18 protein-coding genes and 1 rRNA gene are annotated in these 16,161 nt (G+C 31.5%); 5 read left to right on the top strand and 14 right to left on the bottom strand.

The window, feature by feature from the left end; all coding sequences use genetic code 11:
• Nucleotides 1-1,139 (bottom strand): 16S ribosomal RNA (locus OIF36_02115); the annotation flags it as partial.
• A 752-nt stretch (nt 1,140-1,891) separates the two neighbouring features.
• Here OIF36_02115 and OIF36_02110 point away from each other — a divergent pair.
• Entirely contained in the window at nt 1,892-2,248 is a 357-nt protein-coding gene (locus OIF36_02110) for a DUF805 domain-containing protein (GenBank protein ID MCV6599263.1), read from the top strand.
• A 63-nt stretch (nt 2,249-2,311) separates the two neighbouring features.
• Here OIF36_02110 and OIF36_02105 read toward each other — a convergent pair whose 3' ends face one another.
• The 4 genes from OIF36_02105 to OIF36_02090 form a co-directional block, all read right to left on the bottom strand.
• Entirely contained in the window at nt 2,312-2,962 is a 651-nt protein-coding gene (locus OIF36_02105; protein MCV6599262.1) for a 1-acyl-sn-glycerol-3-phosphate acyltransferase, read from the bottom strand.
• Between the two features lie 71 nt (nt 2,963-3,033).
• Nucleotides 3,034-3,588 carry a YdcF family protein gene (locus OIF36_02100; GenBank protein MCV6599261.1) on the bottom strand — a complete coding sequence of 185 codons (555 nt, stop codon included), beginning with the start codon at nt 3,586-3,588 and terminating at the stop codon, nt 3,034-3,036.
• A gap of 1 nt (nt 3,589) precedes the next feature.
• Entirely contained in the window at nt 3,590-4,393 is an 804-nt protein-coding gene (locus tag OIF36_02095; GenBank protein ID MCV6599260.1) for a hypothetical protein, read from the bottom strand.
• Entirely contained in the window at nt 4,383-5,057 is a 675-nt protein-coding gene (locus OIF36_02090) for an ATP-binding cassette domain-containing protein (protein MCV6599259.1), read from the bottom strand. Before OIF36_02090 ends, OIF36_02095 begins: the two co-directional genes overlap by 11 nt.
• Nucleotides 5,058-5,147: 90 nt before the next feature.
• Between OIF36_02090 and OIF36_02085 the strand changes: the two genes are divergently transcribed.
• On the top strand, nt 5,148-5,720 hold the full coding sequence (locus tag OIF36_02085; GenBank protein MCV6599258.1) for a zinc-ribbon domain-containing protein: 573 nt from the start codon (nt 5,148-5,150) through the stop codon (nt 5,718-5,720).
• Nucleotides 5,721-5,876: 156 nt separating this feature from the next.
• Here the strand turns inward: OIF36_02085 and ssb are convergent, their stop codons facing one another.
• The 8 genes from ssb to rpsF form a co-directional block, all read right to left on the bottom strand.
• Nucleotides 5,877-6,365: a single-stranded DNA-binding protein gene (ssb, locus tag OIF36_02080; GenBank protein ID MCV6599257.1), complete on the bottom strand. Its 489-nt coding sequence runs from the start codon at nt 6,363-6,365 to the stop codon at nt 5,877-5,879.
• Nucleotides 6,366-6,475: 110 nt separating this feature from the next.
• The gene (locus OIF36_02075; GenBank protein ID MCV6599256.1) at nt 6,476-7,348 is read right to left on the bottom strand and encodes a hypothetical protein; all 873 of its coding nucleotides are present in this window, start codon (nt 7,346-7,348) and stop codon (nt 6,476-6,478) included.
• Nucleotides 7,345-8,286, bottom strand: a complete 942-nt coding sequence (gene lpxK, locus OIF36_02070) for a tetraacyldisaccharide 4'-kinase (GenBank protein ID MCV6599255.1) — start codon at nt 8,284-8,286, stop codon at nt 7,345-7,347. Before lpxK ends, OIF36_02075 begins: the two co-directional genes overlap by 4 nt.
• Before the next feature lie 2 nt (nt 8,287-8,288).
• A complete protein-coding gene (locus OIF36_02065) occupies nt 8,289-9,545 on the bottom strand; it encodes a 3-deoxy-D-manno-octulosonic acid transferase (protein MCV6599254.1) in 1,257 nt (418 codons plus the stop codon).
• Between the two features lie 115 nt (nt 9,546-9,660).
• Complete coding sequence (locus OIF36_02060; GenBank protein ID MCV6599253.1) at nt 9,661-11,295, bottom strand: hypothetical protein; 1,635 nt, start codon at nt 11,293-11,295, stop codon at nt 9,661-9,663.
• A 354-nt stretch (nt 11,296-11,649) separates the two neighbouring features.
• Complete coding sequence (gene rplI, locus OIF36_02055; GenBank protein MCV6599252.1) at nt 11,650-12,186, bottom strand: 50S ribosomal protein L9; 537 nt, start codon at nt 12,184-12,186, stop codon at nt 11,650-11,652.
• Between the two features lie 2 nt (nt 12,187-12,188).
• A complete protein-coding gene (gene rpsR, locus OIF36_02050) occupies nt 12,189-12,428 on the bottom strand; it encodes a 30S ribosomal protein S18 (GenBank protein MCV6599251.1) in 240 nt (79 codons plus the stop codon).
• 1 nt (nt 12,429) lies between these two features.
• Nucleotides 12,430-12,768, bottom strand: a complete 339-nt coding sequence (gene rpsF / locus OIF36_02045) for a 30S ribosomal protein S6 (GenBank protein ID MCV6599250.1) — start codon at nt 12,766-12,768, stop codon at nt 12,430-12,432.
• A 280-nt stretch (nt 12,769-13,048) separates the two neighbouring features.
• Between rpsF and OIF36_02040 the strand changes: the two genes are divergently transcribed.
• From OIF36_02040 to OIF36_02030, 3 genes are all read left to right on the top strand, one after another.
• Nucleotides 13,049-13,693 (top strand): 50S ribosomal protein L25/general stress protein Ctc, encoded by a 645-nt coding sequence (locus OIF36_02040; protein MCV6599249.1) that lies wholly within the window; start codon nt 13,049-13,051, stop codon nt 13,691-13,693.
• Nucleotides 13,694-13,815: 122 nt separating this feature from the next.
• A complete protein-coding gene (gene pth, locus OIF36_02035) occupies nt 13,816-14,379 on the top strand; it encodes an aminoacyl-tRNA hydrolase (protein ID MCV6599248.1) in 564 nt (187 codons plus the stop codon).
• Nucleotides 14,380-14,457: 78 nt separating this feature from the next.
• Nucleotides 14,458-14,928: a hypothetical protein gene (locus OIF36_02030; protein ID MCV6599247.1), complete on the top strand. Its 471-nt coding sequence runs from the start codon at nt 14,458-14,460 to the stop codon at nt 14,926-14,928.
• A gap of 4 nt (nt 14,929-14,932) precedes the next feature.
• Here OIF36_02030 and xseA read toward each other — a convergent pair whose 3' ends face one another.
• Complete coding sequence (gene xseA / locus OIF36_02025; GenBank protein ID MCV6599246.1) at nt 14,933-16,123, bottom strand: exodeoxyribonuclease VII large subunit; 1,191 nt, start codon at nt 16,121-16,123, stop codon at nt 14,933-14,935.
• Nucleotides 16,124-16,161 lie beyond the last annotated feature (38 nt).

The following is a 16,161-nucleotide window of genomic DNA, read 5'->3' as shown; positions in this document are numbered from 1 at the left end:
CCACCTTCCTCCGGTTTATCACCGGCAGTCTCCTTAGAGTTCCCGACATTACTCGCTGGCAAATAAGGATAGGGGTTGCGCTCGTTGCGGGACTTAACCCAACATTTCACAACACGAGCTGACGACAGCCATGCAGCACCTGTCTCACAGTTCCCGAAGGCACAGTCCTATCTCTAAGACCTTCTGTGGATGTCAAGGGATGGTAAGGTTCTTCGCGTTGCATCGAATTAAACCACATGCTCCACCGCTTGTGCGGGCCCCCGTCAATTCATTTGAGTTTTAACCTTGCGGCCGTACTCCCCAGGCGGTCAACTTAATGCGTTAGCTCCGTTACCCACGTCTTAAAGACACAGACAACTAGTTGACATCGTTTACGGCGTGGACTACCAGGGTATCTAATCCTGTTTGCTCCCCACGCTTTCGCATCTGAGCGTCAGTCTTTGTCCAGGGGGCCGCCTTCGCCACTGGTATTCCTTCAGATCTCTACGCATTTCACCGCTACACCTGAAATTCTACCCCCCTCTACAAGACTCTAGTTCGCCAGTTCGAAATGCAGTTCCCAGGTTAAGCCCGGGGCTTTCACATCTGACTGACCTAGCCGCCTACGCGCGCTTTACGCCCAGTAATTCCGATTAACGCTTGCACCCTCCGTATTACCGCGGCTGCTGGCACGGAGTTAGCCGGTGCTTTTTCTATAGTTACCGTCATTATCTTCACTATTAAAAGAACTTTACAACCCGAAGGCCTTCTTCATTCACGCGGCATGGCTGGATCAGGGTTGCCCCCATTGTCCAATATTCCCCACTGCTGCCTCCCGTAGGAGTCTGGACCGTGTCTCAGTTCCAGTGTGGCTGATCATCCTCTCAGACCAGCTATAGATCGTAGCCTTGGTGAGCCATTACCTCACCAACTAGCTAATCTAACGCAGGCTAATCATATAGCGATAAATCTTTACCCCGGAGGGACTATAGGGTATTAGCCATCGTTTCCAATGGTTATTCCCTACTATATGGTATATTCCTACGCGTTACGCACCCGTGCGCTACTCGCCGATACCCGAAGGTATCATCCCGTTCAACTTGCATGAGTAAAGCCTGCCGCCAGCGTTCGTTCTGAGCTAGGATCAAACTCTCATGTTTGAAATCCTATTATAGACTCCTATATATAATATAGTGTCTAAAATATTTTGTTGCCAATTAAATTGGCAGAAATTAACAAAAACTCGCTTTTGCTTATTGTTTGTATTGCGTGTAAAAAAATATGCAATATTTAAGACTAGCGAATTTTATATATTATTTATTGTATAATCATAAAGAATCGCTGTCTGCATATCTCTTTTCTTCTTATCTTACTATGTCATATAATCCCTGAATTCGGAGGTAAAAAAAAGGCTCGAACCAGTCGAACACTGTTTATTTTTTTCTCATCCGTCCCTCGTTGGATGAACATAACTTAACCCCAACTCTCAAAAATTGCAAGCTTTTTTTTCACTTTTTTTTCACTTTTTTTCACTTTTTTAAAAAATCTAATATTTTCAACGACTTAGCAAATAAGAAAAATATAGCAAATCACCTAGAAAGCCTTGTTTTTCAAGTTTATACATTTTAAAAAGTTCGGTTTTGGTAGAAAATCATCGTTTTTGACGAATCTATAAAAATGATTTTTAGCTAAAAAAACATAAATACGAATCACTTTTACGAATCATTTTTATAAATCCCCCCTATTTACGAATCACTTTTGCAAATATATTTTAGAAATAGTTTATCATTAAGAATCATTTTTAATGATTCTATATACTTTTAACGAATCAGTTATTTGACTTTTGAAAAAATAGTTACTAATATTTAAAGAGATAATTAAGGAGTTAACAGAAAACAAAAGGAGAATACTTATGACAACACCTATTTTAAAAACACTTTTTAATCCAGAAGGAAGAGTAAATAGAAAAAAATATATATCGTGGCTAGCACTATTCACAATATTTCAACTATCATTTCTTATTATTGAAAGCTTATTTAGCGGAGAGATAGTAGAATCATTTTTTGCTATACTATATATAGTATCATTATTTTTGATTTTTTATGCCTCTATAATTTTAGCAGTTAAAAGATCTCATGATATAAATAAGTCTGGTTTTTTCATTATATTAATGTTCATACCAATAATTAACATTTATCCTACAATTGTATTAATGTGCCAAAAAGGAACAAGCGGACAAAATGACTATGGAGAAGATCCTTTATTGTAAACCTCAAATATGAAAAAAAGCTCTGTAAAAACAGAGCTTTTTTTGTTCCCTATATATATAGTGTTATTTACACAATTTTTTAGTGGCTTTTTCAATCTTATTTTCGACCAACTCAAGAGCTTCTTTTTTATCTAAACCAGATTTTATTGGAGGGAGAATATCTATCACAACCTTACCCGACTTCTTAACAAACTCTTTTTTGTTCCAAAACACTCCTGTATTTATAGCTATTGGAAGAATTTTTAAATCCAGCTCCTTATATATAGAGTAAAAACCTGATTTATACTTATTATACTCTCCTGGTAAAGTTCTACTACCTTCTGGAAATATTATGATAGGTCTTTTTTGCTTAAATGTTCTTCTAGCTTTTTCAACAATAACACTTATTGCCTTTCTCCCTGAAGATCTATCTATAGCAATCATTTGCATTTTTGCCATATACCACCCCCAGAAAGGAATAAGTAATAATTCTTTTTTATGAACAAAAACAGGGTACTCTTTAAATATAGCAGGATAAATAAATGTTTCTAATGCAGATTGATGTTTTGAAAGCACTAAGAAGCAACCATTTTCTTTTTCAAGTTTTCTTACTCTTTCAATACCTCTAACCTCTATTTTTAAGCCTAGAACTTTTTCAGCAATCCAGAAAACAGTTCTAAAATAAAACTTAAAGTGCAGATTAGCATAAGACACTGGCATTAACAGTACCCACATTGATAAAGCCAAATAAGATATTGACCACGAAAAAAATAATATATTAAAAACTACTGTTCTTAAGATTTGCATTACGATAAAACTCCATAATTAAATAAAACATAAATAAACTTATTATACTCACCGCATAACAACTTCCAATTCTCTAAAGAATTAAAGAAGTTCTCATCGATTGTATTTACTCCGTACCAAACTTTTTTTATACCTGGCAAAGACCTTTTAAACTCAACCTTTGCTCTAAGCAAATGATAATCAGAAGTTATAACTCTAACTTCTTTTATATGATTATTAAGCAACCACTCTTCGCTTTCTATAACATTACCTCTTGTATCCTCGGCTTTGTAGCCTAAGAAAAAATGATCTTTATACTTATCAAAGCTATCTTCTAAAATATCTTCTTTATTAACATTTTTATTAACACCTGATAAAAAAACTTTTGAAGTAGCTCCTTTTTCTAATAAATTAATAGACTCTGATATTCTACTATTTCCTCCAGTTAATACTATAGAGTTTTCTATATATAAATAGTCATTTTTAAAACCGCTTGAAAAAACAATGAAAACAATTAAACCCAAAAGCCATATTGCGAATAAACTAATTATTATTTTAACTGACAGCTTGAACATTTTAGCTTCTCAACTCTTTTTCAACATTAAACTTTGCTAGAGCAGCTGCCACCATAGAAACAAGTAAGGAAAAGGTTGCTGTTTTAACAATACTATATATAGTAACTCCATAATCCATTCCAAAAACCTTAACTAGAGAAGCAACTGTAACATTAAATAGAATCGCACCAACTAAACTCGCTTTTAAAGATTGCAGAAAGATGTTCTTTTTTATCATATCAGATATAAACATATCGCTAGCACCATTTAAATGGAGGATATTAATCTCTCTGTTATAAGTATGCAATATACTTTTAACCATAAAGTTAATTAATATAACAGACACCAATATAATAAGGGACATCAAGAATACACACATATAGAATATTGCTTTAGTAATCTTAAAAATATCTTTCCCCCAATATGAGTTTGAATAAACTTTAGAGTCAACGATAACTTTATTTATATCCATCTTTATTTTCTCATATTCAAAATCTGTATCTATTTTTACTTCTAATATATCAGGAACAGGCATTTTTGATAAATCAACACCGTCCAGCCACTCTGCAAGAATTTGTTCTTTATCTGAAGAGCTCATAGCTTTAACAACTTTCACTCCATTTATAGATCTAACTTTTTTAACACTGTCAGAAACATTAGTATATAGAGGCAATTCTATAGTGATGTTTGAAGCTAGGTTATTTTCCCATTTTTTACTTTTACTCATAACCTGACCTATAGTGAAGCTAAAGACCATAGTTAAATAAACAAACAAAGCAAATATAGCTATAAAATGAACTTGATAAGCTTTCTTTTTAAAAATCATTATAATTCTCCTGAACAATACTACCATTAAATAGAGAGAAAGTCTTACCCTGTATTTTATCTTTTATTCTTTGTGAATGAGTAGCAAGAATGACAGTTGTACCCAGCCTATTCATTTCTTGAAGGAGTTTTAATATTTTATCTCCTGTTTGAATATCTATAGATCCCGTAGGTTCGTCTGCCAATATTAATTTTGGCTTATTTATAATTGCTCTTGCAATAGCAACCTTTTGCTGTTCGCCACCAGATAAACTTAATGGCAATTCATCTTTCTTATCGGATAAATCTATCCAAGCCAATAGCTCTTCAACAGTCTTTTCTATCTCTTTTTCTGATTTTTTTGCAATTCTTAGGGGTAGAGCAACATTATCAAAAACTGTTAAATCATTTAATAAATTGAATCCTTGAAATATAAAGCCCATTTTCTGTCTCATTTTAGACTTAGTTGCTCTTGAGATTTTAGCTATATCATGATTAAAAACTTTTACTGTTCCTGAAGAGGATTCTAAATTCAAATGCATTAGATTTAGCAGACTGGATTTACCTGTACCAGAAGCTCCAGATAAAACCACAAAATCTCCTGATTCTATATCGAAAGAAACATCATCAAATATATAGTCTCTTGAGTTTGGATATTTCAATTTTAAATTTCTAACCTTTATCAAAACTTTTAAATCTCCTTGCATAAATATGAAATATATCTTATAAGTAAAAACTATAGATGTCAATGAATAGTTTAAAAGAAGGAGGATTTTATGATAATACAATGTCCTAAATGTAAAAATAACTTTCTTGCTCCAGATGATTTGCAAGAAGAGCAAACTCTACAATGCGGTAACTGTGATTATACTTGGATTTTTCAGCAAGATCTTAAAACAATTCCCGAGAAAATAAAACCTTCAGAAGCAAGCCATTCTGAAGACTTTAAAGAAGATGTAAAGAAAAAGACATCAGCTTTTACAAATTTACTTCTCCTTATAATATCATTAACTATTTTCTATATAGCAGCAAGCATATTTTCTAATGATATTGTTAACAAATGGAGTCCAAGCAAGAAACTATTTGACTTGATGAATATTGAAACAACTTTAGACAAAAAGCCATCTTTAATAATAAAAGATGTAAAAGCATTAAGAGCAGGAAATGAGATTATTATATCTGGCAGTATAAAAAATTTAAAAGCTAATGAGACTATAGTACCAACAATAAAAGTTAATGATAAGTTTGATGTATATCCAAAGCAAAGAAAGTTATCAAGCCAAAAAGAAACATCTTTTGAAGCTAATTTGCCAATGGACATAAAAGAACCTGTAAAAATTTCTTTTTAATAAATAAAAAAAACCGATATTTAATATCGGTTTTTTTATTAGTATGCTGGATAAACTCTCGTTTCATTATGCCCACACTCCATACAACTTAAAGATTTTGGCTTTTTACCACAAGCTGATAGAGCTAATGCACAAATCAATAATAAAACTAAAAACTTAGAATGGGATTTCATCATCGAAATCATCCATAGAGTTCATTGAGTTATCACTTGCAGGAGATGATGCTGGCATTGAGAAATTATTATCCATACCAGATGAAGCTCCCATATTATCATAAGATGCTGAAGAACCTTCTCTTCTGTCTAGCATTTGAAGCTCTCCACTGTAAGGTCTTAATACAACTTCTGTTGTGTATTTTTTTTCTCCAGCAGATGTTTCATAACTTCTTGTTTCAAGTTTACCTTCGATGTAAACTTTTGAACCTTTTCTCAAGTATTTCTCTGTTAAGTCAACAAGACCTGAGTTAAATATAACAACTCTGTGCCATTCTGTTTTTTCTTTTCTTTCTCCTGTTGTTCTATCTTTCCAAGATTCTGATGTTGCTAACGAAAGATTCGCTACTCTTGAACCGTTTTGAAAAGATCTAATTTCAGGATCGTTTCCTAAATTACCTACCAGTATCACTTTATTAATTGAGCCTGCCATATTTTGCCTTTCTGATCAAATAAAAAATTTTATTGATTCTATTTTTAAATTAAACTTGATTATTTTATATAACTTTTTTTTCTGTTGTGCAAGATTTTTATAAAAAATAATTATTTGAACCTATTATGTATCCACAACCAGTTTTTTGGTTCTTGTTTTATGTATTCAGTTAATTTATCATTCACTTTTTGAGCGATATCTTCATTTTTGTCTTCTTTACTTACTTGAATTTCCTTATCAAAGATAATCTCAAACTTACACTTACCATTTACTCTATTAAATCTAAGAGGTATTATATGAGCACCATATTTTTTAGCGAACTTAGCATACATATCTGGAGCTGAAGTTTGTTGACCTAAAAAAACAACATTGGAGGCATCACTTAACCACTGGTCTACAAGTATTCCTATAGCCATTCCTTTTTTAACATCTTTTGTCATAGCTCTCATTCCATCAACACTCTTAGGATAAAGAACATATTTTTCATCTTTTCTCATCTTGTTTAGCATTTTGCTAACATATGGGTTATTTGGAGTTCTATATACACACCCCATATCTTTACCAAATTGCTTTTTAAAAGCTCTTATAATTTCCCAATTTCCTATATGCCCTGAAACAAACAAGCATGCTTTACCATCATTTAACAAAGCCTCTACATTTTCAACACCTTTTAAGTTAACTCTTTTGGATGCATTGTTAGCACCACTAGACTCTATTATTTTATCTAGATGAACATACTCTCCAGCAATTCTACCTATATTATTCCACATACCTTTTATTATAGTATCGACTTCTTTATTACTAATATCAGGATATACTTTATTTATGTTACTTCTTGCTATAGAATCCCATTTAGAAAATCTCAAAAAGCATCTAGCTACAACAGACCCTGTTGCAGATGCGATATCGACAGGAAGTAACTTAAATATAAATAGAAGTATGTATACAAAAAAAGCTTCTATAAGGTATTTTATTTGTTTCACTTTAATACCTCTTTCAAATCTTTTTTATTCTCTATATCTAATTTAATTTCCAAAACCTTTACCTTTTCCTTAAAATCTTGAGGCAACTTAACATAATCTTTCATTGTAGTAACCAACTGCTTATCTTTAGGGAATTTAGATAAATCTTTTTTAGTATATTTATGATGATCTTTAAAAGATTTAGTTTCAAAGTTCACACAACCAATCTCTTCTAGAGACTTATAAAATTTATTTGGGTTACCAATACCTGCAAAAGCAAAAACATTTTTTCTTAGCCTAATTTTTTTAGGTTTGATTTTAGCTCTTATTACAGGAATAAACTGAGAAACAAATTCTTCTAAATTATAAATATCTTCTCCTATTAAAATACAAGCATTTGCTCTCATTAGAGCCTCTTCTATATTTTCTCTACAAGGACCCGCAGGAATACATTTGCCATTTCCAAATCCTTGTGTAGCATCTACAACTATTAAACTAACAGATTTCTCTATACTTCCATCTTGAAATCCATCATCTAAGATAATAAAGTCAACTTGGAGATTTTCAGCCATAATAAGAGCTTTCTCTCTAGAATCACATATTATACACATAGCTTTCTGAGCAAGCATTAAAGGCTCATCGCCAACTTCAGCAGCAGTATGCTTCTTAGAGTTAACAACTACAGGCATTGTTTTATCTATGCTTGCACCATAACCTTTTGATACAAAGCAAACTTTCTTTTTGCTCTGTTGAAAAATATCAGCAATTGCCATAGCTGTAGGAGTTTTACCATTTCCTCCTGCAGTTATATTGCCTATACATATAACAGGAATATTAGCAGAATATTTATGCTTACAATTAACTCTTGCTTTTGTAACAGCATTATAAACCAACCCCAATGGAGATAATATTATTGATATAATAGAAAAATGTTTTTGCCAGAACTTAGGAGCTTTCATAATTACAGAACTCCTGCTTTTTTAATTTCTTTTAGTATATCTTCTATAATTGTGTTGTCTTTGCCAACCACTTTTGTTGCTTCTTTTGACAAAATCTTTCTTTTGCTATCATCTTTCAGCAAAGAAAGAATTGCTCGCTCTAAAGCTTTTTCATCTTTTACAATTTTTGTAGCTTTTTTTAAAGAATCAAATATAGTCTCAAAAGCTGAAATCTTTGTACCACTTAAAACCGCACAACCAAATTTAGCTGGCTCTATAGGATTATGTCCGCCATCATGATAAGGACTCAAAGACCCTCCCATAAAAACTATAGGAGAAATACTATAAAAAATTCCAACTTCTCCAAAAGTATCTGCTACATATATGTCTTTTCCCTTAGAAGGTAATTCTCCTTCACTTCGCAAAGAGTAATTTAACTCAGCTCTATCTAGTAAAGATTTAATTTCATCTCTTCTATTTGGATGCCTAGGTAAAATTATAGTAATTAAGTTTTTAAACTTTTTGCTTAAGTTTTTATGAATATTGATTGCTATTTGTTCTTCTCCTTTATGAGTAGACGAGAAACAAACTACTTTTCTTCCCCTTAGAGATTTCTTTAGCTCTGCTAATTTCTCGTTATTTACTTCAGGAGCATTTGTTGTAAACTTTAGATTACCAACATTCTTTACATTCTTACCACCAAGCTCTCTCAACATTCTCACTTTTTTGTTTGTCTGTGCTAAAATAACTGAGAAAGAAGAAAGAATATCTTTTATCATTTTAGGATGTTTCTTCCAACTATTAAAAGACTTATCTGAAATAGTTGCATTTATTGAGGCAACAGGAATATTTCTTTGTTTTAATTGCATTAATATATTTGGCCATATTTCTGACTCAGTCCAAATAACAGAATCTGGCTTCCAATAATTAAGAAACCTATTCACAACAGCAGGAACATCTAGTGGAACAAATTGGTGGATTGCCCCTTTTGGCAATTTCTTTGCCATAAGCTTAGCCGATGACAAAGTCCCTGTAGTCATTAAAACTTTTATTTTTTTATCTTTTAAAATTCTATCTATAAGAGCCAATGCCGAGTTAGATTCACCAACACTTGCACAATGTATCCATAAAAGCTTTCCCTTTGGTCTATTAACAGTATAATAACCAAGCTTCTCTCTTTTTCTCAGAGGATCTTCTTTACCCTTTTTTTCTCTAATAACAAGAAATAAAGGTAATATTGGACTTATCAAATAACTAAAAATTTTATATATTGTAAACATATAACTACTTATACTATAAAAAGATAAAAATTAAAAGCAAAAATTAATATACCCTTAAAAAATCAATCTCCCACAAAAATAGTAGGAGATTAATTTATTAAAAAAGCGATAATTCTTAAGCTGATAAAGCGTCCAAGTTTTTATTATCACCAGCAGTTTGTTTAACTTTAAGCTTAACCACTTTTGCTGGAGCTTTTTTAGCAACAACTTTATTTGTTTTCTTAACAACTGTTTTTGTAGTTTTCTTTTTAGTAACAGTTTTTGCTGTTTTCTTAGCAGGAGCTTTCTTTTTAACAGGAGCTTTCGCTGTTTTCTTAGCAGGAGCTTTCGCCTTAGCTTCGACTTTAGCTTTTGCTTTTGCCTCAAGAGTTTTGTATCTTTTAATCTGCTTTGGAATATCCTCTTTATTAGCAACCTCTAAAGTTCCTTTATTATATATATAGATTTTATCTCCAGCATATTTTTTAACCATTTCACCAAGAGCAATTATCTCAAATTGTTTAGACTCTTCATTTCTTCTAGAAATAGCATACCATTGGCTTTTCTTAAACTTCACATCACCATCTCTGTATCTTGAGATTTCTTCTCCAATGATAATTTCTTCGTAGTCTTTTATTTCATCCGACCATCTAAATAGATGTTCTATTTTACTATTAAGTTCACGATATTTATAATCTCCATTTGCATAAGAAAATACTTCTGCACCTTTTGAAATTATTTTATATTTAGTTTTAGATTTGTTTAATCTTAAAAGATTCCAAACACCTTTTGTATCTTTTAATCCATAATCTCCATTTCCAAATCTTTTGAAAGCTTTTGCTTTTGCAACAACAGCTGTTTCGCCCTTACCTGTTTTTTGGTTCATAACAATTAAATGCCATACACCATCCACATCTTTATAAGCATAGTCGCCATTATCAAATGATCTTACATCAACACCTTCACATATAACTTTATATTTTCTAGCTCTTGGAGCTTTTCTTAATAAAGACCAAATATCTAAATGATTTTTAAAAGCAATATCTCCATTTGCGAATGATTTAACATCATAACCAACACAAAGCTCTTCATATTTATTTGTTTTTGCATTAAACCTCTTTAGATGCCATTTATTTTTTCTATCTTTTGTAGCATAATCGCCATTTTTGAAAGAAGTTACATCTTCTCCGCTAGCCATAAGTTTATACTGTCCACTAGCTGCATTAAATCTTTTTAAATATCTTTTAGAATCTTTTTCAAACTCGAAATCTCCGTTAGAGTAAAGATTAATATCTTTTGCTTGTATTACCTCTTTATGAGATCCTTTTTTCTTATCAAATTTAAATAATTTTTCTACTCCGTTTTCATCTTCATAAGAAAAATCACCATTAGCATGAGCAAAAATATCTTCACCACTAATTACAGTTTGTTTCTCTTTTGTTTTTTCATCAATTCTTTGTAAATGTAATGTGCCTTTTGAATCTTCATAAACAAAAATTCCATTTTTATATGAATCAACCGTTCTACCCTTTGCAATTTCAATATATTTTCCAGTCTCTTTATCTTTTCTCATAAGATGAGAAGTACCTCTACCATCAACATAAGAATAATCGCCATTCGAGAAATAATATATAGATTTCTTACAATCAATTTCTTTATGAGAGCCGTCTTTTTGCTCTAGACATAAATGATCTTTTTCTTCCTTATCAGTGTAAACAAAAATTTTGCCACTTATTTGTTTAATATTAGATATATCTTTGATTTTTTGCATGGATAAAAACTCCTTTGTTTTCAATAATTGCGAATTACTAAAAAAATTAGCACAAACGAATCGAGCTTTTCAACACTTTTTTACAAAAAAATTGCTTTTTTTATGATTTTCTTCCCATTTACTACTTATTGGTGCAAAAATCACCAAAAACACACACTAAAAAGTTGTTGTCATGAAAAATATAAGTTTTTAAAAGTGGCATTTTTCTTAATTTTTTAATAAAAATATAGAATTAATTATAATAAAACCCTTATATACTACACTCTAATTAAAATAGAAATAAAAGCAATTATACAGATAATAAAAAAAAGACTCCGAAAATTCGGAGTCTTTTTAAAGAATTTGAATAAAGTATTATTCAGCAGCTTCTTCAGCAACAACTTCTTCTTTTACTTCTTCAACTTTTTCTGAAGATTTTTTAGGAGCTGTAGCAGCTTCTGCTTCTTCAATTGTTCTAGCAACATTAACAACAATTGTTGCAGAAACTTCTGGATGAAGTTTTAATTCAATTGAGTTAACACCTGTTTCTTTTATTGGGTGATTTAGAACAACTTGGTTTTTAGCAACTTTGAAAGATTTTGCTACAAGTTCTGCAGCGATATCTTTTGTTGAAACTGAACCATATAGAACACCTGTTTCTGAAGCTTGTCTAATAACAACAACTTCTAAACCGTTCATTTTTTCAGCAACTTTAGATGCTTCTGATTTTGATTTTTCATTAGCAGCTTCTAGATCTTTTCTTTTCTTTTCAAATATAGCTAGGTTAGCTTCATTAGCTCTTAAAGCTTTCTTTTGAGGAAGTAGGAAGTTTCTTGCGAAACCATTTTTTACTTCAACAACATTACCTAAACCACCTAGTTTAGCAATTCTTTCTAATAAAATAACTTTCATTTCTATCTTCCTCCTTTATTTACATATGGAAGTAGAGCTAAGAATCTTGCTCTTTTGATAGCTTTAGCAAGTTCTCTTTGTTTTTTAGCACTTACTAGAGTGATTCTTGTTGACATGATTTTACCTTGTTCAGAAATAAATCTTGATAAAAGTTTTGTATCTTTATAGTCAATAGCTGGAGCACCTTCTACTGAGAAAGGGCAAGTTTTGTTCTTTTTAAAGAATGATTTTTTTGTAGCCATCTTATGCGTTCTCCTTCTTATTGTTTTTCATCATAACAGAAGGTTCTTTAGAGATTTCTTCAACTTTAATGCTTAGGAATCTTAGAATATCTTCGTTTAAAGACATTTTTCTTTCCATTTCAGCTAGTCCTTCTGGAGTTGCTTCTAAGTTTAATAGAATATAATGTCCTTTTTTGTTTTTCTTAATTTTGTAAGCAAGGTTTTTTAGACCCCAGTATTCTTTAGATACTAGCTTGCCTTTGTGGTCTTTGATGATAGCAGCAAATTCGTCTGCTAATTTTTCTGCATGAGCTGCTGACACATCTTGTCTAGCAATCATAACAGTTTCATAATAAGCCATAGTTTTTCTCCTTATGGTCGGCGGACTGTTTTATTAATTCCTTTTAAAAATCAATAATAAATCCCATTAATCGGCTAAGGTCAATTGCCTTAGCAAGGAATCTCTCCAAAGAGAGGTCTATTTTTATACACCTTAAAGCTATAAAAGTCAAGTTTTTAAGCATCCTCTATTATATATAAGTGTTTTTCTTGACTTTTTTATGTTTTTATTATATATTCAGCTTTCAACGAACCACCCTGGAGGCTCGTTGTATAACAAAAATTAAAAAGGAATAATAAAAATGACAAACTTAATGACTTTAAAAGCAGAATTAAGAAACAGAGTTGGTAAGGGGTCCTCTCGTGCTGCAAGAAGAGCAAACAAAATCCCTGCTGTAATTTACGGTGATAAAAAAGAACCATTATCAATAGCTATAGAAGAATACGATTTCTTCATGCTAAGAACAAAAAACCAAAACATCTTTACAAAAACTTGTGAAGTTGAGGTAGATGGTAAAAAAATTAACACTCTTATCAGAGATATCCAATATCACCCTGTTACAGACGAACCTTTACATGTTGATTTCCTAAGAATTGGTAAAAATACTGAAATCACAATCATGATTCCATTAAAATTCGTTAACGAAGAACTTTCACCAGGTATCAAAAAAGGTGGTGTTCTTAACATCGTTTCTCATGAAATCGAGCTTACATGTAAAGCAAGTCAAATCCCTGAAAACATCATTATTGATCTTGATGGTAAAGATGTTGGAGATTCTATCCACTTTGGTTCAATCAAACTTCCAAAAGGTTGTACTCCAAGTCATGAAGATGAATCATTTACATTGGCTGCTATTACAGCTCCATCAGCTCTTAAATCAAAAGAAGGTGCTGCTGGTTCTTCAAATGAAGAAGAAACAGAAGCTGGAGAAGAAGCTGCTGAATAATAAAGCGACTAAAAGCATAATTAATAACCTCTTGGCAACAAGAGGTTATTTTTTTATAAAGTTTGACTTAATTTATCTATTAATATAGAATATTAAAAAATATAAAATTAGAAGGTATATATATGCATATTATAGTAGGTTTAGGTAACCCAGATAAAAAATACACTGATACTAGACATAATATAGGATTCACTGCAGTCGATAAAATACATGAACACTATCTTTTTCCTAACTTTAGAGAAAAATTTAATGGTTTGATATCAAAAGGTAAAATACACGGACAAGATGTTATCCTTGTAAAACCAATGACATATATGAATCTATCTGGTCAATGTGTAGGAGAAGTAATAAGGTTTTATAAATGCCCAATAGAAAATGTAGTAGTTCTACACGATGATTTAGACTTACCTTTTGCTAAAATCAAAACTAAAGTTGCTGGGGGTAATGGCGGACATAATGGATTAAAATCAATCACCTCTCATATTGGAAACAACTACAGAAGAATAAAAATAGGGATAGACAGACCTAAAAACAAGGCTGGGGTTGCTAATTATGTGCTAAAGCAATTCTCAAAAGATGAAAAAAATGCTATAAAAAACAAACTTGCACCTAATATCGCAACATATATTAAGCTAATTTTAGAAGAAAAAGACTCAGACTTCATGAATAAACTTCATTTATTTTAAATAATTAGTTGCATTTGCGAATCGAGAGTAGTATACTATATATGTGTTCTTAGATAACATTTTATGAGGAGGTTTGATATGAATACAAAGAAAGTTGACAATGAGATTGATGATATTCTGAAAACCAAAGGAGTTTTGGAACAGGATTCGGATAAATCTTGGCATCTGAGAATGAAAAACTTAACATGCCACCAAAAACAATTGGTACAAAATTTAATTAAACCTGTGGGTGAAGACAAGGCTAAAAAAATTATTAACAATTTTTTTAGCTATTTTAATGAGCCTATCCCTGAAAGCACAATAGAGGAAATCGCTAAAGATGTTGCTAACACAAGCGAATATGCTATTCAAAAGGGGTTAGAGCTTGCTGGTAAAAAATATGGTCATACTACAAAAGCAGGTGCAATTGAGTTTATAGACAAAGAGTCTCAACTCACAACAAAAATAGCAAAAGACTGCGGACTATCAGAAACTTGCAAGCGATGTAAATTAAGAAGCAAAAAGCATTCTTTATGTGGCAAACACTTCGTACATTCCTTGTCTAATTAAGCTATTATAAAATTTCTGCAGATTTTATTCCATCTTTAAGATGAACATCTACTTTATCCCCTAAATTCAAGTCATCAACAGAAGTTACTAAGCTATTTTCACTTTTAATAATTGCATATCCTCTATTCAAAACATTCTTATAAGAATAACTTTCCAGAAGCCTTTTATAGGCTGTTATTTTTTCCTCTTTTTTATTCATCATATTATTAATAGATACTGAAAGTCTTTCTGTAGCGGAGTCCAATCTTTGCATATAATTCTCTATTAAAGAGTTTGGATGAATAAGCCCTCTTTTTAAAGCTTGCAAGTAATTATTTCTTTTTTCAATTTGGAAATTAACATTGCTATACATTGTTTGTTTTGATTTCAATAAAAAATTCATTATATCAGAGAGAACAGGCACAGCAATTTCTGCAGCAGCCGTTGGAGTTGGAGCTCTTACATCAGCAGCATAGTCAGACAAAGTAGTATCTGTTTCATGACCAACAGCGGAGATTACAGGAATATCACTATTTGCAATAGCTCTAACAACTATTTCTTCATTGAATGGCATCAAATCTTCAAAAGAGCCACCACCTCGAGCAACAATTATAACATCTGGTCTATCTTCTCCACTTATTAAATTAAAATCATTTATACCTTTAGCTATAGTTTTTTCCGCTCCAGCACCCTGAACTAAAGATGGAATCAACAATACTCTTGTTGGGAACCTATCATCAATTCTATGCATTATATCTCTAATCACCGCACCAGTTGAAGAAGTAACTACACCTATAGTTCTAGGTAAATATGGCAACTTCTTTTTCCTACTTGCTTCAAATAAACCTTCGGCAGCTAGTTTCTTTTTTCTCTCTTCAAGAAGCTTTATTAAAGCTCCTTGTCCAGCAAGCTCCATAGAAGATATTATCATTTGATAATTTGATCTTTGAGGATAAGAAGTTATCTTTCCACTACATATAACCTCCATTCCTTCTACAGGAACAACAGATAATTTAGAAACACTTCCTCTCCAACATATAGCATGCAACACACTGTTTTCATCTTTTAAATCAAAATACATATGACCTGATGCAGGTCTTTTAATCCCGGATATTTCACCCTTTACCAAGATATTTGGAAAGATATTTTCTAAGCTCCCTTTTATATTCAAAGAGACCTGACTAACTGTAAGTATATTTTTTTCTAATGATTCCATAATAATTAATTTATATATCAAATAAATAAAAAAATAAA

It is taken from the genome of Alphaproteobacteria bacterium (assembly GCA_025800285.1).
GTDB lineage: Bacteria > Pseudomonadota > Alphaproteobacteria > JAOXRX01 > JAOXRX01 > JAOXRX01.
This window is presented reverse-complemented; position numbering and strand designations above follow the sequence as displayed.